The organism is Rummeliibacillus sp. G93 (assembly GCF_023515935.1).
In the GTDB taxonomy this organism is placed as follows: Bacteria; Bacillota; Bacilli; order Bacillales_A; family Planococcaceae; genus Rummeliibacillus; species Rummeliibacillus stabekisii.
This window is the reverse complement of record NZ_CP097314.1, coordinates 2,818,023-2,838,414: the sequence shown is the minus strand read 5'-3', so window position 1 is coordinate 2,838,414 and position 20,392 is coordinate 2,818,023. Positions and strand designations below refer to the sequence as shown.

The 20,392-nt window shown below is 37.2% G+C and carries 20 protein-coding genes and 2 pseudogenes; 15 read left to right on the top strand and 7 right to left on the bottom strand.

The genetic code is table 11. The features are described 5' to 3' along the window. Positions 1-122 precede the first annotated feature (122 nt). Genes tsaE through tsaD form a run of 4 tightly spaced genes read left to right on the top strand, consistent with a single transcriptional unit; the run spans position 123 to position 2,738 of the window. Complete coding sequence (gene tsaE, locus M2M59_RS14265) at positions 123-575, top strand: tRNA (adenosine(37)-N6)-threonylcarbamoyltransferase complex ATPase subunit type 1 TsaE (protein WP_147197819.1); 453 nt, start codon at positions 123-125, stop codon at positions 573-575. Then, complete coding sequence (gene tsaB / locus M2M59_RS14260) at positions 572-1,279, top strand: tRNA (adenosine(37)-N6)-threonylcarbamoyltransferase complex dimerization subunit type 1 TsaB (RefSeq protein WP_249774934.1); 708 nt, start codon at positions 572-574, stop codon at positions 1,277-1,279. The genes tsaE and tsaB overlap by 4 nt, the downstream gene beginning before the upstream one ends. Beyond that, complete coding sequence (gene rimI / locus M2M59_RS14255; protein ID WP_249774933.1) at positions 1,276-1,719, top strand: ribosomal protein S18-alanine N-acetyltransferase; 444 nt, start codon at positions 1,276-1,278, stop codon at positions 1,717-1,719. The genes tsaB and rimI overlap by 4 nt, the downstream gene beginning before the upstream one ends. Next, a complete protein-coding gene (tsaD, locus tag M2M59_RS14250) occupies positions 1,719-2,738 on the top strand; it encodes a tRNA (adenosine(37)-N6)-threonylcarbamoyltransferase complex transferase subunit TsaD (protein ID WP_249774932.1) in 1,020 nt (339 codons plus the stop codon). Before rimI ends, tsaD begins: the two co-directional genes overlap by 1 nt. Positions 2,739-3,099: 361 nt before the next feature. On the opposite strand, the gene M2M59_RS14245 is transcribed toward tsaD, so the two are convergent. Then, positions 3,100-5,037, bottom strand: a complete 1,938-nt coding sequence (locus M2M59_RS14245; RefSeq protein ID WP_249774931.1) for an ABC transporter ATP-binding protein — start codon at positions 5,035-5,037, stop codon at positions 3,100-3,102. A 129-nt stretch (positions 5,038-5,166) separates the two neighbouring features. On the opposite strand from M2M59_RS14245, the gene M2M59_RS14240 reads away from it, so the two are divergent. The 4 genes from M2M59_RS14240 (at position 5,167) to tatC (ending at position 9,211) form a co-directional block, all read left to right on the top strand. Further along, entirely contained in the window at positions 5,167-5,802 is a 636-nt protein-coding gene (locus tag M2M59_RS14240; protein ID WP_147197830.1) for a redox-sensing transcriptional repressor Rex, read from the top strand. A gap of 165 nt (positions 5,803-5,967) precedes the next feature. After that, entirely contained in the window at positions 5,968-8,025 is a 2,058-nt protein-coding gene (locus tag M2M59_RS14235) for a catalase (RefSeq protein ID WP_147197832.1), read from the top strand. Positions 8,026-8,246: 221 nt separating this feature from the next. Continuing rightward, on the top strand, positions 8,247-8,438 hold the full coding sequence (locus M2M59_RS14230; RefSeq protein WP_066790243.1) for a twin-arginine translocase TatA/TatE family subunit: 192 nt from the start codon (positions 8,247-8,249) through the stop codon (positions 8,436-8,438). A 17-nt stretch (positions 8,439-8,455) separates the two neighbouring features. Further along, positions 8,456-9,211: a twin-arginine translocase subunit TatC gene (gene tatC / locus M2M59_RS14225; RefSeq protein ID WP_147197834.1), complete on the top strand. Its 756-nt coding sequence runs from the start codon at positions 8,456-8,458 to the stop codon at positions 9,209-9,211. 117 nt (positions 9,212-9,328) lie between these two features. Here tatC and M2M59_RS14220 read toward each other — a convergent pair whose 3' ends face one another. After that, complete coding sequence (locus M2M59_RS14220) at positions 9,329-10,045, bottom strand: CPBP family intramembrane glutamic endopeptidase (RefSeq protein WP_249774930.1); 717 nt, start codon at positions 10,043-10,045, stop codon at positions 9,329-9,331. A gap of 190 nt (positions 10,046-10,235) precedes the next feature. On the opposite strand from M2M59_RS14220, the gene groES reads away from it, so the two are divergent. Further along, on the top strand, positions 10,236-10,520 hold the full coding sequence (groES, locus tag M2M59_RS14215) for a co-chaperone GroES (protein ID WP_066790234.1): 285 nt from the start codon (positions 10,236-10,238) through the stop codon (positions 10,518-10,520). Positions 10,521-10,571: 51 nt separating this feature from the next. Continuing rightward, entirely contained in the window at positions 10,572-12,203 is a 1,632-nt protein-coding gene (gene groL, locus M2M59_RS14210) for a chaperonin GroEL (RefSeq protein ID WP_066790231.1), read from the top strand. A gap of 128 nt (positions 12,204-12,331) precedes the next feature. Here groL and M2M59_RS14205 read toward each other — a convergent pair. From M2M59_RS14205 to M2M59_RS14195, 3 genes and pseudogenes are all read right to left on the bottom strand, one after another. After that, positions 12,332-12,523 (bottom strand): annotated as a pseudogene (locus tag M2M59_RS14205) (tyrosine-type recombinase/integrase); the annotation flags it as partial. Between the two features lie 209 nt (positions 12,524-12,732). Next, complete coding sequence (locus tag M2M59_RS14200; protein WP_249774929.1) at positions 12,733-14,028, bottom strand: MFS transporter; 1,296 nt, start codon at positions 14,026-14,028, stop codon at positions 12,733-12,735. Between the two features lie 189 nt (positions 14,029-14,217). Beyond that, the gene (locus M2M59_RS14195; RefSeq protein ID WP_249774928.1) at positions 14,218-14,982 is read right to left on the bottom strand and encodes an MBL fold metallo-hydrolase; all 765 of its coding nucleotides are present in this window, start codon (positions 14,980-14,982) and stop codon (positions 14,218-14,220) included. 133 nt (positions 14,983-15,115) lie between these two features. Here M2M59_RS14195 and M2M59_RS14190 point away from each other — a divergent pair, with 133 nt between their 5' ends. Next, a complete protein-coding gene (locus M2M59_RS14190; protein ID WP_256467872.1) occupies positions 15,116-15,523 on the top strand; it encodes an Lrp/AsnC family transcriptional regulator in 408 nt (135 codons plus the stop codon). A 523-nt stretch (positions 15,524-16,046) separates the two neighbouring features. Here M2M59_RS14190 and M2M59_RS14185 read toward each other — a convergent pair. Further along, positions 16,047-16,250, bottom strand: a pseudogene (locus M2M59_RS14185) (tyrosine-type recombinase/integrase); the annotation flags it as partial. Positions 16,251-16,416: 166 nt separating this feature from the next. On the opposite strand from M2M59_RS14185, the gene M2M59_RS14180 reads away from it, so the two are divergent. From M2M59_RS14180 to M2M59_RS14165, 4 genes are all read left to right on the top strand, one after another. Beyond that, the gene (locus M2M59_RS14180) at positions 16,417-17,070 is read left to right on the top strand and encodes a uridine kinase family protein (RefSeq protein WP_249774927.1); all 654 of its coding nucleotides are present in this window, start codon (positions 16,417-16,419) and stop codon (positions 17,068-17,070) included. A gap of 18 nt (positions 17,071-17,088) precedes the next feature. Beyond that, complete coding sequence (locus M2M59_RS14175; protein ID WP_249774926.1) at positions 17,089-18,180, top strand: low temperature requirement protein A; 1,092 nt, start codon at positions 17,089-17,091, stop codon at positions 18,178-18,180. Between the two features lie 85 nt (positions 18,181-18,265). Then, positions 18,266-18,472, top strand: a complete 207-nt coding sequence (locus tag M2M59_RS14170) for a (4Fe-4S)-binding protein (RefSeq protein ID WP_147197842.1) — start codon at positions 18,266-18,268, stop codon at positions 18,470-18,472. Positions 18,473-18,485: 13 nt separating this feature from the next. After that, positions 18,486-18,758 carry a GNAT family N-acetyltransferase gene (locus M2M59_RS14165; protein WP_371923791.1) on the top strand — a complete coding sequence of 91 codons (273 nt, stop codon included), beginning with the start codon at positions 18,486-18,488 and terminating at the stop codon, positions 18,756-18,758. A gap of 239 nt (positions 18,759-18,997) precedes the next feature. Here M2M59_RS14165 and M2M59_RS14160 read toward each other — a convergent pair whose 3' ends face one another. Further along, entirely contained in the window at positions 18,998-20,377 is a 1,380-nt protein-coding gene (locus M2M59_RS14160) for a YheC/YheD family endospore coat-associated protein (protein WP_249774925.1), read from the bottom strand. Positions 20,378-20,392 lie beyond the last annotated feature (15 nt).

Here is a 20,392-nt window from a genome sequence, read left to right as displayed (position 1 = left end):
AAAACTATCTTCAATTTTTTAATTGAAGATAGTTTTTTATATAGCATTAAAATGTGGCAGTTTGAACATTTCAGGAGATTTAGGTAAACTAGGAGTAATGAGAATGTGAGAGGACGAGTCTTATGACGATGGAAATCATGGTTGCTTCTTTAGAAGAGACCACAGAGTTGGCTATGAAATTGGCCGATTTATTAGAATCAGGTGATGTACTCACTTTAGAGGGAGATTTAGGTGCAGGGAAAACAACCTTTACGCAAGGTATCGCCAAGGGTTTAGGCATTACGCGAACAGTTAACAGCCCTACATTTACGATTATGAAACAATATGAAGGTAGATTACCTCTTAATCATCTTGACGTATATCGGCTTGCGGACGGCGAAGAAGATTTAGGATATGATGAATTATTCTATGGTGATGCCGTTTCGATCATTGAATGGGCTCATCTAATAGAATCAGATTTACCTGCTGATCGTTTAGCCATTGAGATTAAGCGGATTGACGATAATAAAAGAAAGTTTATATTAATACCTTTTGGGAAACGGTATGAACTATTGTGCGAGGAGTTAAAAAAGTGATTTGGTTAGGAATAGATACAGCAAATTCACCCTTGGCAGTAGCTATTGTGAAGGATGGAAAAATTGTAGCGGCAGAAACTAGAAATATGAAAGTAAATCATTCAGCTAGTGTTATGCCGGCTATTGAAGATATTATCAAAAAAGCAGGCCTTTCACCAAGTGATATAGATGCGATTGCGGTTAGCCAAGGGCCCGGCTCTTATACGGGGGTCAGGATTGGCGTAACCGTAGCTAAAACATTAGCATGGACGCTTCAAATTCCATTGGCTGGTGTATCCAGCTTAAAAGTATTAGCCGCAAATGCTGGTATATATCAAGGCCTTGTGTGCTCGGTCATTGATGCAAGGCGTGAAAATGTGTATGGCGGTGTATATAATTCCGCTCATCAATTAGAATCGGTTATTGATGATGGTCATTATAGCATGGCTTCTCTTTTAGAGAAATTAAAAGAAATAGGTCAACCTGTCCTTTTTGTTGGGCAAGATGTAGATGTTTTCTGGCAACAGATTAAACAACAATTAGGAGAGCTTGCTACGCGCGCTCCATATACGTTTGATTTACCTAGTGCAGGGCAGCTCATTTATCTAGCGGGGCAGAAAGAATTGCCGGCAGTGGAAGACACACATCATTTTGTACCAACTTATTGCCGACTGGTAGAAGCAGAAGCCAATTGGTTAAAAGAACAGAAGGAACAAAAACGATGATTACTTATAGAGAGATGACAGTTGAAGATGTAGAAGCCGTCCATGCGATAGAGGAAGCCTCTTTTCCTACACCGTGGACAGTAGAGGCGTTTTATCAAGAAATGATTCGTAATACACAAGCCACATATATTGTTGCTGTAGAAGAGACAGGGCAGCTTATAGGCTTTTGTGGTATGTGGATTGTACTTGATGAAAGCCAAATTACAAATGTTGCGGTCCTTCCGGAAGGTCGAGGCAGAGGTATTGGAGAAGGACTTATGCGTGAAGCGATAATGACAGCGAAAGAAAGAGGCGTTGTCATCATGAGCCTTGAAGTGAGGGTTTCCAATACGGTTGCTCAAAACTTGTACCGAAAACTTGGGTTTCAAGCAGGCGGTATAAGAAAAGGGTACTATACTGATAATCAAGAGGATGCTCTTGTGATGTGGGTGAATTTATAATGGAAAATATATATATATTAGGAATTGAAAGCAGCTGTGACGAAACAGCCGCATCTGTAGTGAAGAATGGAACTGAGATTGTCTCAAATGTGGTAGCATCACAAATTGAAAGCCACAAACGCTTTGGAGGCGTCGTGCCAGAAATCGCTTCTAGGCATCACGTCGAACAAATTACTGTCGTTATTGAAGAAGCGTTAAAGCAGGCGAATATACAACTTGCTGATTTAAATGCTGTCTGTGTGACAGAAGGCCCTGGCTTAGTAGGCGCTTTATTAATTGGCATCAATGCGGCAAAAGCATTTTCCTTTGCACATGGTTTACCCCTTATTGGCGTACATCATATTGCAGGTCATATTTATGCCAATGCACTAGTACAGCCTATGGAATTTCCACTATTAGCTCTAGTCGTTTCCGGAGGCCATACTGAATTGGTTTTGATGAAGGAAGACGGCAATTTTGAATTAATTGGTGAGACGCGTGATGACGCGGCAGGCGAAGCTTATGATAAAGTGGCAAGGGTATTGAACATTCCGTACCCAGGCGGCCCGCAGATTGATCGATTGGCACATGAAAGCGATGGTGAAGTTGATTTCCCACGCGTATGGCTTGAGCCAGATTCATATGACTTTAGCTTTAGCGGGTTAAAATCTGCTGTTATTAATTATAAACATAACGCAGACCAACGAGGAGAGGTTATCAATCCAATGCATGTGGCGAAAGGGTTCCAAGATAGTGTAGTGGAAGTATTGACAGCCAAAACCTTAAGAGCTGCTCGGCAATACAATGTGAAACAAGTGATAGCAGCTGGAGGTGTATCAGCCAATAAAGGTTTAAGAGATGCACTAACTGCAACCTTTAACAAAGAGGGTATACCTTTTTATGTGCCACCATTAAAGTTATGCACAGATAACGCTGCTATGATAGCAGCTGCAGGGACTTCTATGTTTAAAGCGGGTAAAAGAAGCGATTTAGCGTTAAATGGCCGACCTGGATTAGAGTTGTTGTCATGGAATAAGTAAAGTTATACACAGAAAAGGACTTTCATGTAAAAGTGAAAGTCCTTTTTGTAATAAAAAGTGTGAAAATTCTAAAATAATCCACAAATTGTGGACAGTTTGTGGATTAAATGTGTAATAACTAGATATAGTAGCAGTTTATACACATTTTTATGTGTATAACTAGAGTAAAATCTGTGGATAATGTGGAAAACTATTTTGAACCATTGAAAAATAAGGATTGCTTATGTGAATAAATTTGTGGAAAAACATAGATGGAAAATTAGCTATTGACCAATATATAGACAATATATGTGTTGTTACGACAAAAGGAGCTATCAAATGATCAATCATTCGACAGCTCCTTTTTATAACTAATAGTTATTCACAGCATCTCAAGCTCTTCATTTAATTCAAGCCATTCTAATTCGAATACATCATGCTGCTCTTTCAAATCATCTAATTGAGTTTGCAATTCCAGTACTTTTTCATGGTTCTGGAAGATTTCAGGGTCACAAAGCATCTTCTCAATGTCTTCTATTTGCTGGTTTAGCGTACTTAGCTGTTGTTCAATCTCTTCTATACGCCTGGTTATTTTTCGAATCTTTTTCTTCGCTTCTTTATCAATTTGCGTTGTTTTTTGTTTTTGATCGACTATTTCGATTGGCTTTTGTATTGCAGCCTGTTTTTCGGCAGCTATTTCTTCAAGCTCATGCTTCTTTTCAACGTAATAGTCGTAGTCGCCAAGATATTCAGTTGTCCCATCATGCGAAAGTTCAACTACTTTAGTAGAGATACGATTGATAAAATAACGGTCATGCGAAACAAATAGCAATGTGCCAGGGTAATCCACCAATGCATTTTCCAATACCTCTTTACTGTCCAAATCAAGGTGGTTAGTCGGTTCATCAAGAATGAGGAAGTTTGCCTTTTGGAGCATTAATTTTGCCAAAGCAAGCCTTGCCTTTTCGCCACCTGATAAATCACGAACAATTTTATCTACATCTTCACCTGAGAAGAGGAAGCGTCCTAAAACTGTCCGAATGTCCTTTTCATTCATTAAAGGCCATTCATCCCATAGTTCTTTTAATATCGATTTATTGCTATCTAGCTTTGCGAGTTCCTGATCATAGTAGCCGATTTGAACATTTGTGCCGAAATGGATTGTTCCAGAAAGCGGTGATTCATCTTTTATAAGTGTCTTTAATAATGTCGATTTTCCCACACCATTCGGGCCGACTAAAGAGATCCGATCTGTACGATAAACATGCAGCTGGATATTTTGAGAGACAGGAATTCCTTCGTAGCCTATTGTTAAGTCATTCACCTGCAACACATCATTGCCGCTTTGGCGTTCAATCTCAAATGAGAAAGTAGCGGATTTTTCATCTCCTTCTGGAGAATCCATCCACTCTGTTTTTTCAAGTATCTTGCGCCTGCTTTGTGCGAGCTTTGTTGTAGAGGCTCGTACAATATTTTTTTGTATAAAGTCTTCTAGCTTTGCCTTTTCGCCTTGTTGCTTTTCATACAGCTTGCGGTCACGTTCATAGTTTTTTGCCTTTTGATCCAGGTAATTACTGTAGTTTCCAGTAAATTTGTTGACATGGTGGCGTGATACTTCATAAACGATCGAAACGATTTGATCGAGGAAATAACGGTCATGGGATACAATTAAAATCGCTCCATCATAACTCTTTAAGAAGGTTTCGAGCCAGTTTAGTGTCTCGATATCTAAATGGTTGGTTGGCTCGTCCAAAATCAACAGATCGGGCTTGCTTAATAATAGTTTTGCAAGGGCGAGACGTGTACGCTGCCCTCCAGATAGCTCAGATATTTTTTGATCATAGCTGTCAGGATAGAACTGCATGCCGTGCAGAATAGAACGTGTATCAGCTTCATATTGATAGCCGCCTCTTTCTTTGAAATCATGCTGCAATTGATCATATTCTGTCATGACCTTTGCATATTGATCAGGATTTTCATAGACCGCAGGATCAGCCATATTCAGTTCTAGTGTACGAATGGTTTGTTCCAGCTTTTTCAACGGTTCAAAAATCGTCATCATTTCTTCCCAAATAGATAGGGTCGATTCTAATCCGGCATGTTGGTCTAAATAGCCAAGCCGAATATCCTTTGGTTTAATGATTTCGCCAGAATCATATGAAAGTTTGCCTGCGATAATTTTTAAAAGGGTGGATTTTCCCGCGCCATTTCTTCCAACGAGGGCAACGCGGTCACGATGCTGCACTTCTAATTTAACTCCGCTTAAAATTTCATCACCCATATAAGATTTATATAATTGATTGACCTGTAAAACGATCATATATTTACACCTCAGTTCACTCCTAGTTTATAGGAAGTCGAAAGGGTATGCAACGAGGATTACTTTGCAAAAAAGCTAATTATCATGTACTATTGAAGGGATTTTGATTTGCTAGCAGGAGGAAAAAGCGTGAAGTCCACAAGTAAAATTCCACAAGCTACAACCAAAAGACTGCCTCTCTATTACCGCTTTATCTTAAAGTTTGCAGAGGATGGGCAAGAAAGAATCTCTTCCAAAGAATTAAGTGAAGCGATGAACATTGACTCTGCAACAATTCGCCGTGATTTTTCCTATTTTGGAGCACTCGGCAAAAAAGGGTACGGCTATGAAGTCCAATATTTATTAACGGTCTTTCGCGGTGTATTAGATCAGGATGAACGTATGAACGTAGCCATTATAGGAGTAGGGAATCTTGGCAGTGCTTTGTTAAAATATAATTTTCAAAAGAACCATAATATGAAAATTGTTGCAGCATTTGATACAAGCGGAACAAAAGAAGGTAAGTATATCAATGATATTCCTGTTTTTCCGCCAGAATTATTAGAAGAAAAATTTTTAGAATACAAAGCGGAGTTGCCTGTTTTAACGATACCCGCCCGTTCTGCACAGCAAATGGCCGATAGGCTTGTCGCGATGGGGGTAAAAGGCATCTTAAATTTCGCTCCTGTCACATTGCATGTTCCTGATGATGTACGTGTACATACAATCGATTTGACAGTAGAACTACAGACATTAAGCTATTTCATGCGTAATGACGAAAGATAGATTAACTTCTATACAAATAGATAAAAGTGGCGCACAAGTTATTTACTTGTGCGCCACTTTTTTTGTTGAAAGGTGACTTCCAAACCTTAAATGAAATGTATATCGAGATAAATGATTGCATATGGTTATAACGTTAGTCATTTATAAGATAGGTTAGGTGATTATATGGATAAGTACTCGCAAAATAAAAAATCAGTTAAAAAAGATGCGAAGCAAGAACAATTAGATCAATATCGTAAAAGTAATGCAGGAAAACCGTTAACAACCCAGGAAGGGCGAAAAATTTCTAATGACTCGGAAACATTAAAAGCAGGGGTCCGTGGTCCTTCTCTTCACGAGGACTATTGGTTCCTTGAAAAAATGTCGCATTTTGTACATGAAGAGATTCCTGAACGAATCGTGCATGCTAGGGGCTATGGAGCCTATGGGGAGTTTGAATGTTATCAATCGATGGAGCACGTGACTGAGGCGTGCCTTTTCCAAGAACCCGGAAAAAAGACGCCTTTAGCTGTTCGTTTTTCTACTGTCCAAGGCCCGAAAGGTTCATATGATACGGCACGAGACTTGCGTTGCCTAGGCGTTAAGTTTTATACAGAACAGGGCAATTATGATTTGACTACCATTGCGATGCCTGTATTGATTAACCAAGATCCGATGAAATTCCCTGATGCCATGCATGCATATCAAAGTAAGCAGAGTGACGACATCCCAACAGCTACAGGTGCACATGACCGCTTTTGGGATTATGTAGCGAATAATCCAGAAGCACTTCACATGGTAACATGGATTATGTCTGACCGCGGCATCATAGAGAATTACCGAGTAATGGAGTCTTGGTCTATTAATACTTATTTATTCGTCAACAAAAAAGGCGTAGCAACGTTTGTCAGGTTTGTTTGGAAGCCGGTTCTAGGCGTACACTCTCTTCTACAAGATGAAGCTATGAAAATTGGCGGTATTGATCCAGATTTCCATAGAAAAGATTTACGTGAAGCTATTGATAAGGGAGCGTTTCCTGAGTATGAACTAGGTGTACAATTAATCGCGATGGAGGATGAGTTCAAGTTTGACTTTGATATATTGGATCCCGCAAAATTTTGGCCTGAAGAGCTTGTACCAGTTCAACTTATCGGTAAGATGACCCTCAACCGTAATATTGACAACTATTTTTCAGAAAGTGAGCAAATCGCGTTTAACCCCGCAAACGTAGTGCCGGGCATTGGCTTTTCAAATGATCCTGTTTTACAAGGTAGATTAATAGCCTATAGGGATGCACAGCAATATCGCCTTGGCAGTGCCAACTATCTCGAATTACCTGTAAATAAACCGCTCTGTCCTTTCCATAATAATCAGCGCAGAGGTACCATGAGAATGAGAATTGATGAAAACGAAGTAAACTATCATAATAACTCGTTAATGGGCAACACACCTCATACATCGTCACCGGAAGAAGGAGGCTATGTTCATTATCCGACAAAAGTGGAAGGTCATGTTATTCGGGGAAGAAGTGAGTCATTCAATGATTACTTCTCACAAGTGCGAATCTTTTGGAACAGCTTGACGCCTATCGAAAAGCAACACACTATTGAAGCATTTAGCTTTCAGCTAGGAAAAGTAAAAAGTGAATCTGTTCGAGAGCAAAATGTCGATTTAATCGTAAATGTAGACAGAGAGTTAGCTTGCATCATTGCGGATAATATCGGTGTAAGGCAGCCAAGTGGTACCAATGTGCCCGTTGATACCGTCTATCCTTCCCTCAGTCAGGCTAATACACCGAAATATCCTTACACGCAAAAGGTAGGCGTTCTCATTGGCGATGGGTTTAATGGTCAAGAGGTGATGCAAGTTCTTAACTTCTTAGAGAGCAATGGGGTCTTCATTGATATTATAAGCGAAAGACTTGGAAATGTGACCGGAACAGATGGAACGCAAATCAAAGTCAACCAAACCTTCATTACAGGAAGCCCGTATTTGGTTGATGCTCTTTATGTAGTCGGGGGAACTTCGAAATATCCAGCGAAGTTTATGCAAGATGTTTCTGACTTCGTACACAATGCGTATAAGCATTATAAACCTATCGGCGTAGGCACAAGCGGACAGTCATTCATCCAACAATCGCAAAATAATAATTTAGAGGGCGTAGTGTTTGCAGCTAATAATCCAAACTTTAATCAAGATTTCTTGAATGCAATTACGCAACAACGTTTCTGGAGCAGAACGTAAGTAAGAAGAGCAAATAGCATATGTTTCACTTAATTACTGGCTAGCTATTTAGCCAGTTTTTTTATTATGTATGCAAAGAAGACTCTTTTGTAGCAAATATATTCAATCGAAGTAGAGTAGGGAAATTGTAGGTAAATATTTCACAATAAAATCATGAATAGAATAGCCAAAAGCCTATTTTTACGTTAAAATAGGAGCAAGTATATGAGGAGGTGTCTGTAATGGGAATTAGTGCTGGAACTGCAGTAATTTTAGGAGTCGTTGCCATACTAATTTTCGGACCGAAGAAACTACCAGAGCTTGGTAAAGCAATGGGTTCTACTCTCCGTGAATTTAAGCATGCTACAAAAGGTTTAGCTGATGATGATGAGCCGAATAAAGTATCTGAAACAAAAAAGATTGAAGATAAATAAGTTAGGATGTTTAGTAAATGAATAACACAGAACTAACTATTGTCGAACATATAGAAGAATTAAGAAAACGGCTGATGATTGTTGCCGTTTTCTTTGTGGTTGCAGTGATTGGTAGTTTCTTTCTAGCACAGCCACTGATCCACTTTTTGCAATTTAGTAATGAAGCAAAGACCTTGCAGTTGCATTCATTTAAAGTGACGGATCCCGTCAATATTTATTTCCAGGTCATTTTTGTACTGTCGATTGTTATGACATCGCCTGTTATTTTATATCAACTATGGGCCTTTATCACGCCTGGATTGTTTCCAAAAGAGCGTAAAGCGACATTACGGTATATCCCATACATTGTTTTCCTATTTGTGCTCGGCGTTATGTTTTCATACAAGGTTTTATTCCCTTATATGATTCATTTCATGACAGAGATGTCTGCGGAAATGGATATTCAACAAACGATCGGCATTAATGAGTACTTCCAATTTTTACTCCAGCTGACGCTGCCTTTCGGTATCGTATTTGAGTTACCTATGGTCGTGTTGTTTTTAACACGGCTTGGTATTATTACACCTCAAATGCTCAGCAAGTTCAGGAAGTATGCCTATTTCATCTTGTTGGTCGTTGCAGATATCATTACGCCAACAGATGTTCTGTCGCTTTTTATCGTGTCTATTCCTCTATGTATACTGTACGAGATTAGTATTATGATTTCTCGAGTAGGCTATCGAAAATATATTAGAGCAGAACAGCAAAGACAAATAGAAATGCAACAACAATAGAAGAATGAACTGTAATCAAACGAAACTATTTGATTGCAGTTTTTTTATGCAAATGAAACAAAACCCTTCTTATAAAAGAAGGGTTTTGTGTATAGTTGGAGAAATAGAGAGTATAGCTTACTGATGCTGTTCTAAAAACTTCACGATGGGTTCCTGATAGAGCTGAATAGCGGTCACAAATCCATTTAGCATCATATGGGCAATGATAGACGTTATAATACGCCTTGTACGATAATAAAGAAAAGCGAATATAAAACCAGAAATGGCATAGATAATAATGTGGCTAAAGTCAAAGTGGATGACAGCAAATACAAGCGAGCTGATCAACGCAGCAATAAAGAAGTTCGTCGTTTGAACAAGTGAGCCAAATATAACTCGCCGAAAAACAAACTCTTCTAGGATAGGACCGATAATAGCTAGCGCCAAAATAGCAATAGGTGCCGCATCTGCTATCGTTGTAAGGTTTGCTGTGTTTTCAGAAGCCTGAGTAATGCCTAAGCTGTGTTCGATGATCCCACCGATCCACTGGCCAACAAATACAAGGAAGAATCCAATAATCCCCCAAAGAATAGATGTAGGGATAGATTCGGGTTTTTGTTTGAAAATTTTCCAGAAGTTTCGATTAAAGGCTATCACAATAAGAGATAATAGAAGAGCTACTGCAAAACTTATGACGATATACCACCCATTAATAGTGAGGACCAATTCTTCTTTCCCCATAGTTGGATATCTTTTTTTCATGAACAGTGCAAACGGTCGCATGAAAACGACAGAAGAGAGCTGCATAGCAAGGTAAATCAATAAAATATATAACGCGGTTTTGTGTGATTTCAAACTCAATTTCCTTTCTGTTTTCTGCCTGTTTTCTTTATTGTAAATTAACTGAGAATAAAAACAAAATTTTTAATGCTTACCGCTTGCAAATGAAATGGGAATTCATTAATATAATAATTGTGTTAGCACTCAATAGTGAGGAGTGCTAATAAGCTAAGTATATACACATAATTCTAGGAGGTTGTTTCAATTGTTAAAACCATTAGGCGATCGTATTATTATCGAAGTTGTCGAAGTTGAAGAAAAAACTGCATTCGGCATCGTACTCCCAGACTCTGCAAAAGAGAAACCTCAAGAAGGAAAAGTTGTTGCAGTTGGTACTGGATTCTTAACAGATGGTGGTCAAGTGGTTCCACTTAACGTAAAGAGTGGGGACAACATTATTTTCTCTAAATACTCTGGCACAGAGGTAAAATACGAAGGCAAAGACTATTTAATTCTTCGCGAATCAGATGTTTTAGCAATCGTTGAATAAGAATAATAAACGTAAATGAAAAATAGATAAAATTTCAGGAGGTAATTTTTAATGGCTAAAGATATTCGTTTCAGTGAAGACGCACGCAGCGCTATGTTAAAAGGTGTAGATAAACTTGCAAACGCAGTAAAAGTAACATTAGGACCTAAAGGGCGCAATGTCGTGCTTGAAAAGAAATTTGGTTCACCATTAATCACAAATGACGGTGTAACAATCGCTAAAGAAATCGAATTAGAAGATCCATATGAAAACATGGGTGCAAAATTGGTTTCAGAAGTAGCTTCAAAAACAAACGAAATCGCTGGTGACGGTACGACTACTGCTACAGTTTTAGCTCAAGCAATGATTCGTGAGGGCTTGAAAAACGTAACAGCTGGCGCAAACCCAGTCGGCATCCGCAAAGGGATCGACAAAGCGGTAGCTACTGCTATTACTGAATTACAATCAATTTCTCAACCAGTTGAAAATAAAGAAGCTATTGCACAAGTAGCAGCTATTTCTTCAGCTGATGATGAAGTGGGCGAATTGATCGCAGAAGCAATGGAACGCGTAGGTAACGACGGCGTTATCACAATCGAAGAATCTAAAGGTTTCACAACAGAATTAGATGTTGTAGAAGGTATGCAATTTGACCGTGGCTACCTATCACACTATATGGTAACAGATACTGATAAAATGGAAGCAGTATTAGATAACCCATACATCTTAATTACAGATAAAAAAATCTCAAGCATTCAAGATGTGCTACCAGTTTTAGAACAAGTAGTTCAACAAAGCAAACCATTACTAATCATTGCTGAAGATGTTGAAGGTGAAGCTTTAACTACTTTAATCTTGAACAAACTTCGCGGTACATTCAATGTAGTGGCTGTGAAAGCTCCTGGCTTCGGTGACCGCCGTAAAGCAATGCTAGAAGATATCGCTATCCTAACTGGCGGACAAGTGATTACAGAAGATATCGGTTTAGACCTAAAACAAGCTTCAATCGAAATGCTTGGCCATGCTGGCAAAGTAGTTGTAACAAAAGACCACTCTACAATCGTAGAAGGTTCAGGTTCAACTGACGCAATCGAAGCTCGCGTAGGTCAAATTCGTGCTCAATACGAAGAATCTACTTCTGAATTCGATAAAGAAAAACTACAAGAACGCCTTGCTAAACTTGCTGGCGGCGTAGCTGTCATCAAAGTTGGTGCAGCAACTGAAACAGAATTGAAAGAACGCAAACTTCGCATTGAAGATGCTCTTAACTCTACTCGTGCAGCAGTAGAAGAAGGTATCGTTGCAGGTGGTGGCGTAGCACTAGTAAGTGTCTACAACAAAGTAGCTGAAATCGGCCAAGCAGAAGCAGGCGACGTGGCAACAGGCGTGAAAATCGTATTACGTGCTCTTGAAGAACCAGTACGTCAAATCGCTGACAACGCAGGCCTTGAAGGTTCTATTATCGTGGACCGCTTAAAACGTGAAGAAGTGGGCACTGGCTTCAACGCTGCAAACGGCGAATGGGTAAACATGATTGATGCAGGTATCGTAGACCCAACTAAAGTTACACGTTCTGCACTTCAAAACGCAGCATCTGTAGCAGCTCTATTCTTAACAACAGAAGCAGTAGTAGCTGACATTCCAGAACCAGCTGGAGCAGCACCTGCAATGCCTGATATGGGCGGTATGGGCGGCATGATGTAACTTCCACAGGATGTGGTGGCTTAGGCTTTGCGACTGAAGTCGCGGTTTTAGCCTAAGTTCCTATGTATGAACCCTTGATATGATTGGGTTTGTATGTAAGGTGAAAGTGAACTTCTAACATAGAATATTTAATTGAGGCTTCTCATTAGTTGTAAAAACTTTTGGGAAGCTTCTTTTTTCATTTCTTTTGTTACATGGAGATAGACAATCTTGGTGATTTGATCTTCTGAATGTCCAATTCTATCCATAATTTGTTTTAGTGCTACACCAGCCTCTGCAAGAAGTGATATATGAGTGTGTCGTAAAGTTAATATAGGATTTTTTTACAAAAGGGTTTGTTTAGTTCAAGAGTAAACTAACGAAACATTTTCAATGCTTCAGTGGGGATAAGTTAATAAAACCCTCTCATAACTAAGATTGTTTGAGAGGGTTTTATTTAAAGTTGTAGATTTAGGGGTGTAAGTATAATGGAAAATATAAGCTTTCAAGTACTAAAAGCATATCGAATAAAATTTACATCCCCCTAGCTTCAGCTTTTTACTCGTGAATACCAAACAACTATAGGAATAAGTAATAATGATAAAACGGCTCCGGAAATTGAAAGTATTGTATAACTAGAATGCGCGACAACCATTCCTGACAATGCTCCACCAGCTGCTCCTGATAGTGCTACAAAGACATCGAATGTACCTTGTGTTTTTGCACGTACAGATTGATGTGTTGAATCTATAATTAGAGCAGTTCCCGTTAGCAAACCAAAGTTCCAACCTACACCTAGTAATACTAGTGCAAGGATTAGCATTAATAACGAGTTTGCAGGTGCAAAAGCTGCTACTATTCCAGCTGCAAGGAGTGTAGCCCCTGAAGCTATAGCCATAGTAGTGCGACCAAACTTATCTACTAATAAACCGGTCAATGGGGAAGGCAGATACATCGCTGCAATATGAAACCCTATTACTAATCCCACTTCGCTCAAACCGTGACCGTGATGTCCCATGTGAACTGGAGTCATTGTCATAATAGCTGTCATGATTAGTTGGGCTAAAATCATAATTACAGCTCCTATCACAATTCCTTTTTTGTTTATAGTAATATTTTTTAGGCTTCCTCCAGACGGTACTTTATCGACTTTTTTCTCAGTATTCACAATCGCTGTAGCCACCAGCAACGGATCTGGACGAAGAAAAATGAAGAGTATTAAACCAGCAATTATAAAAGCTGCTCCTGACATGATAAACGGACCAGCTAAAGTAGGAACACCAATTGAATCTGCAAATTTTCCCATCGTATTAACTAAGTTAGGGCCTACTACAGCTCCTAAAGTAGTAGAAACTAAGGCCATACTTGCAGCAGTTGCTCGTTGTTTCTCATTTGCAAGGTCTGTCCCTGCATACCGAGCTTGAAGATTAGAAGCCATACCTGCTCCATAAATAAGGAGGGCAGCAAATAAAAGGGTAATGCTGTTGATTGCAGCCGCAATTATAACACCTATAGCACCTAATCCACCTATAAGGAAACCACCAGCAAGTCCAGCTCTACGACCAAACCGTTGTGAGGATGCTCCTATAAGTAGGGCAGCTAAGGCAGATCCAAAAGTAAAAAGGGCAACTGGAATTCCGGCTGCATTTTCTGAACCTAACATTTCTTGTGCAAGAAGCGCCCCCACTGTTATCCCAGCACCAAGTCCTGCTCCCCCAAAAATTTGAGAAAGAATCAAGATTTTTAGTGTTTTTTTATACAGTTGGTTTTGTTTTTCAGGAAAATCAATATATTCTTGTAACCATAGAGGTTGATGTGTTGATGTATTTTCAAGTTTTTTTGCCACGAACTCTACCTCCTAAACGAAATAGCTTTATCACTCTTCGAATTTATTTGTCATCCTTTATGCATGTTATTTCATATATTCGAAATACTAATATTTGAAGAAGGTCACAATTAATTGGTAGATAATTATGACCTTCTTATTTTTAATTCTTAAATATCAGTCAGCAAGACAATATTGTCGGTATTAATATTAAAATGAGTATGATTCACCATCTTCTGGTACTAAAATGTTACTTGAAAATTCTTTTTCTTTACTAAAGTTTTTTAATTCTTCTCTAGATAGTGTCCAATGGTTAACTGCTTCCATATGAACAGAAATAACCTTAGCATTAGGAGCCGCCTTGTGTACTTCATAGACGTCTTCTTTTCCCATAATAAGAGAACCATATTCTATAAATTGATTATCTCCGCCATTGACGATAATAATATCTGGTTTATGGGTATCTAATTCTTCCTGTACACCTTTATACCAGACTGTGTCGCCAGCTACATATAAAACTTTTTCACTTCGGTGTTTGAACACAACTCCACAAACTTCACCTATTATTTTTAATAGCTCTTCGCCTCTACCATGTACACCTTTTGTTTTTACTAATTGTATACCTTCAAAAATAGTGTCTTGTTGTAGTACCTCTACATTTTTGAAACCACTTGCTTTTACTTCTTCTGCATCTGCCTCATTTTGAACAAACATTTTGATTTCTTTTGGCAATACGTTTTTTGCTACTTCATCAAAGTGATCTAGGTGTAGATGAGTAACAATTACTGCATCAAGTCCATCCAGAATGTTATCAATTGATGTTGGCAAGCTCACCAAAGGATTGAATGTATCTTGTCTGATTGTATCAGGGAAGGTAGAGTACGTACCTTTCTCTGCTAACATAGGATCTATTAAAAACTTTTTATTTGCATATTCTACAACAATTGTTGCATTTCGAATTTGAGTAATATTCATATTTACAATTCCCTTTCTTTGTTTTGTCTTGTTTGACCTAATAAAGTGTATAATATGAGCAGCATTCAAATACATAGATAAAATAAAGTGTTTTAACTCTTTGACTTTATTTTCGAAAGGAGTTAACTTTCAATTGGATCAAACAGATAAAAAAATAATAGAAGAATTAAGTAGCAATAGCCGAATTACAATGAAAGAATTGGGAGAGAGAGTACACTTAACAGCGCCGGCAGCTTCAGCTAGAGTACAGAAATTAGAAGAGAATGGAGTTATTGAGGGATATAGTATTAAAGCAAATCAAGCAAAATTAGGGTGCTTTATGTTTACCTTTATTAATATATATATAGAAGGAACACACCACCTTCCATATCTCTCATTTATCCAAAAACAGGAGAAATATATCATCAATAATTATAAAATCAGTGGAGATAGCTGTTACCTTTTGGAGTGCAGGTTTCCAAGTAATGAAGCGTTAAATCAATTTTTATTAGAGCTAAACAAGTATGCAAATTATAAATTATCTATTGTTATTAATAAATAATGCATTAATAAACATGTGGGGATTGTGAATGAACGCATTTTGACTATGGAAACCTGAGATAGCTGTAGCATTTCTTTTTCTTATTCCAAATTTTGTTTCTGAAGAATTGGATTTGCTAACTGAGATATTTGTTATGCAGTTAAAAGAAAGAGGGATTAAATATTCATTATTAGTTAATATGAAAACTGTATAACAATTATTTAAATTAATGTTCTATTCAATCCTTAATTAATTTGTTAAATAAGAACCGCTAACATTTTGCTAACGGAATCAAATAAAAACAATAAATTTCCGTTAAAGATATTACAATCAACATTTTTACAAACGTTGATATATCGCTCTTTTCACACACATTATTAATGTTAATGCACATTTTTACGAGCGGCATGATGTAACTTCCACAGGATGTGGTGGCTTAGGCTTTGCGACTGAAGTCGCGGTTTTAGCCTAAGTTCCTATGTATGAACCCTTAATATGATTGGGTGTGTATGTAAGGTGAAAGTGAACTGCTAACATAGAATATTTAATTGAGGCTTCTCATTAGTTGTAAAAACTTTTGGGAAGCTTCTTTTTTCATTTCTTTTGTTACGTGGAGATAGACATTCTTGGTGATTTGATCATCTGAATGGCCAAATCTATCCATGATTTGTTTAAGTGCTGTACCAGCCTCTGCAAGAAGTGATATATGAGTGTGTCGTAAAGAGTGTGGGGGTAGTTTAAAATTCATGAATAAGTGTTATATCAAAATTGGATATTTATGTTAGAGTGTAAATGAGGATTGAAGAATTGCTTCTAACGAGACAGGTTAGTGGAACAAGGAAGGGTGGGCTTTTATAATTTGCAGGGTGCTCTTTTAGCAAATGATAAAAAAACTTTAGAAATGAGAGTGAATGATGAACACATTAATTCAAAAAATCATAAGTTGGATTCATAATTCGGATAAGAAGTTGGTAATTGGGATTTCTGGTCATGGTGCTGCTGGAAAGACGACTTTTGCGCATATGTTAATGGAAGAGTTAAAGTGCGATGTTAACTATCTTAATACGGATCCATACATAGTGAGTTCAGCAATTCGAAAATATGCAATGATTGACTATATACATAAAGGAACATTACATCGCTTTAAAATGACAGCATGCCATCCCGCAGCACATCATGTACCTTCCTTAGAAAGAGATCTATTGATGCTTAAAGAAGATATGAATTTACGTACGATAGATACACATTATCTTAAAAGTGAAATACTCTCTTCACAAAAGAAAGTAAACATTGTAGAAGGGATGAGTGTTGCTTTTGCTGATCAGGTATTATTTGATTTACTAATTTATTTTTATACAGATGGTGATACGGAACTTGAGAGACGATTCGGTCGAGATATAGAGGAAAGAGGAACGGATATCGAATATTTAAAGCAGTCTCACAATGAGCGACGCATTCAGTATGAAGTGTTTATGCATCCATACAGTAAAAATTTCGACATTATTGTTAAAGCTGCCATGGAAACAATTTATATAGAGAAAAATATGTTGGATACTAAGTTAATTTAGTTTTGGAGGATTGGTATAATGGAAGAAAAAAAGGTCACTTGGTTAGAGCTTTTTTATGATTTGCTAATTGTAGCAGCTATCGCTACTGTAACTCATATTTTAATACATGTGGAAAAAGGATACATACAATCAGATTATCTATTAAAGTTTGTACTGATTTTTATTCCCATCTGGTGGGCTTGGGTAGGACAAACGATGTTTACCAATCGCTACGGGGAAGATTTATTTCATCACCGTATATTTTTGATTTTACAAATGTTCTTTGCACTCATCATGATTGCTAGTTTATCAGTAGATTTCGATTCGTATTATAGATCTTTTCTAGTAGGCTATATTGGACTAAGGGCATTAGTCGCAATTCAATATCTTGTTGTACAACGGACAGAGGTAGGGACTCGAAAGAAAGCTGCACTCTTTTTTGGAAAGTACTTTTGGGTTGGTATTATTGTTTCATTGTGCTCCCTCTTTTTTGACTCATGGATTAGGTATCTTATATTGTATACAGGTATATTTCTGGATATCTTAATACCAATTATTGGGCGGAAACGATTGGTGATGGTACCTACAAATACAGCCCATTTATTTGAGCGCTTTGGTTTATTTACTATCATTCTCTTCGGCGAAACTTTAGTCAGTACACTGGCTGTAATTCAACCAAAACAAGGTGATTGGAATTCCATATTATTTACTTTAGTTTCATTCGTTTTAATCATATCAATGTGGTGGCAATACTTCGATAATTTAGAAAAGAAAGTGAATAAATCTATAAAAACAGCAGGTCAAACGATTATATATGGTCATCTATTCATTTTGATGTCTTTAAGCATGATTGCAGCGTCGATAAGATTATTATTTATGCACGAGGTTAATTATTATTTTATTTTATTTTTTGTTTTTGGATCGGTATTACTCTACTTTTTATCAACTTCATTTGTTTTTCATCAATATAGATATAAGGAACAACGATTAAAAATATATCACTTAGGTTTATTTTTAGGGATTTTAGTTGGATTTTTAATTCTTAATTTAATCATTTCAGTACCTAATATTTTAATTATGGTAGAATTAATTGTATTTTTTGTTATCTATGCTAAGTTAACAACTTTTTAACTAACTATGGAAGTAATTTCCTATTTTCGTAAAGAGATTAGATTTATAGTTTACTATGAATCTAAAAATATGAGGAGTGATAAAAATGGGATTAAAAGAGTATAAAGGCGAAAAAATTACAGTTTCTTTTGACGGGGAAATTTGTAAACATGCGGCTGAATGTGTTAAAGGGTTACCGGAAGTTTTTAATGTGAATGCTAGACCCTGGATTTCTCTTGATAAAGCAGATGCTGAAAAAGTAGTTGAGGTAATTGATAGATGTCCAAGCGGTGCATTAAAATATAAAATTTAAGGTGGGATTAAGGTTGCTGGAGATTAAACAAGGTAGTCAGTCATTTTATATAGGTGATGAGAAAAATAGTGAAGCAGAAGTTCATTTTGTTCGTGTAGGAGAAACTCGGATTATATTAGATCATACACATGTAGCAGAACATTTAAGAGGAAAGAATGTAGGACAACAATTAGTAAAAGCTGTTGTTGAATATGCTGAAAAAGAAAAATTACATGTTATTCCACTTTGTCCTTTTGCAAAAGCTGAGTTTGACAAGAACCCTGAATATCAAAAGTTATTAGGGTAACTTTAAAGTAGAGGAGTAAATTATGTACTTCTCTATTTTATGTTGAATACATATTATAAAATGACCAACAGGATGTGGTGGCTTAGGTGTTGCAATTGTTGTCACGGTTTTTAGCCTAAGTTCCTACGCTCTGTATCTAAGTTAAAAGTGATCTGCAAGTAAAAATACTCCCTCTGTATAGAGGGAGTATTTTTACTTTGATTAACTATCAGGTAGTTGTGTGAAAGAGGTATGAACTGTCACCAAAGTAGAGCTGACTGTTCAGAATCCTTCTTTTCCTTAGGGAACCCAGCCAAATATTTCGCGTATAGCATTCTTGATTTTCTCGCTATTTTATTGGTGCTCTTAAGCCCAGCCTTCGAAAATTTCAAGTATGGTGAACGATTGTTTAGTTCAATTATCCAAATACGAAGATCTCGGTCAATGGCTATATCAACGCCGGATTTGAAGATGGAATCATATTTATCAATCTCTTTAACAGCTTTAATGGAAATTTCAGACATTTTTTGTCGGATACTCAACGCCTCAGATTCAGATAGGTTGAATAATGTTAAAATTAAGGATTGTGCGTTATGCATTCTTCCACCACTTGAGAGGTTGCTAATACCGCTGCCTTTCTTTCCTTTTCTGCCGACCATCCCTACGTCTTCCCACTGTCCACTCTGATCTTTTATAAGAGCAATTCGAAAATCAAGGGGATGATTTTTTTCGATTTCTATATCTATTTGTTGTTGTATAATAAAATTTTTACTTTTGAATTTAGAGTTCACATAATCCAGTAGTTCGGTATCAGAGGAAAATCGAATCGTCGTATTTTTCTTTTTTTGCCGGAACTTGACGCAATAATGATCATGTTCTGCAATAAATTTTTCAATACCAATTCCTTGAGATCCTGAGAGTGGTTTTACATAAATAGTGCCAAGTTCTTTAAGATACTTTAAAATATCTTCCGGCTTCTTATATAAGAATGTTTTGGGTAAATGGGGAAGCAAATCTGGATTTGAGCGAAGCCGCTGATACATTTTCCATTTATTAATACCTGCTAGATGAAAAAATCGTGGTCCATAAAGTTTTTTTAAATAGTTCTTTTTGTCATTAGACAAGGAAGTTCTTTTAACCATTACGGAAGGAAACGGGAAAGTCCCTTCTTCCCATTTTTTCGAAGATGGGTTGTAAAAATAACCATGGACCCTAGAGTTCTTTTCATCTACCCCTTCCTCCGATAATGCTAAGATGACGCCCCTTACGAATCGATACTGTTTCTTTATTTGTTTAAGCTTTTTTATTTGTTTCAGTTTATTCACACTCTTTTTAAGCTTCTTTTGAGAATTTGTTATCAACACACCAATAAATGGGCCGATGATTATTTCACCGTTCTGAATTGCAATTTCATAATCCGCTTCTAAAGGAAGCTTTAGATATTCTATGACACTGTTAGATAATCCTATTTCGTTTTCTTTTATTGTATCTAATTGTTTACAAATGACCTCCGTTTTTTGAAAACCAAAATGAATCGTAGTGTTTACCATTGTTTCGTCAAGTTTGTTTCTTTGGTTAGGGTGTAACATGAGGCATGGACTATCGTCATTAATAGGAATTAATTTAAATATGCTATTCAAGTAATAACTTCCCTT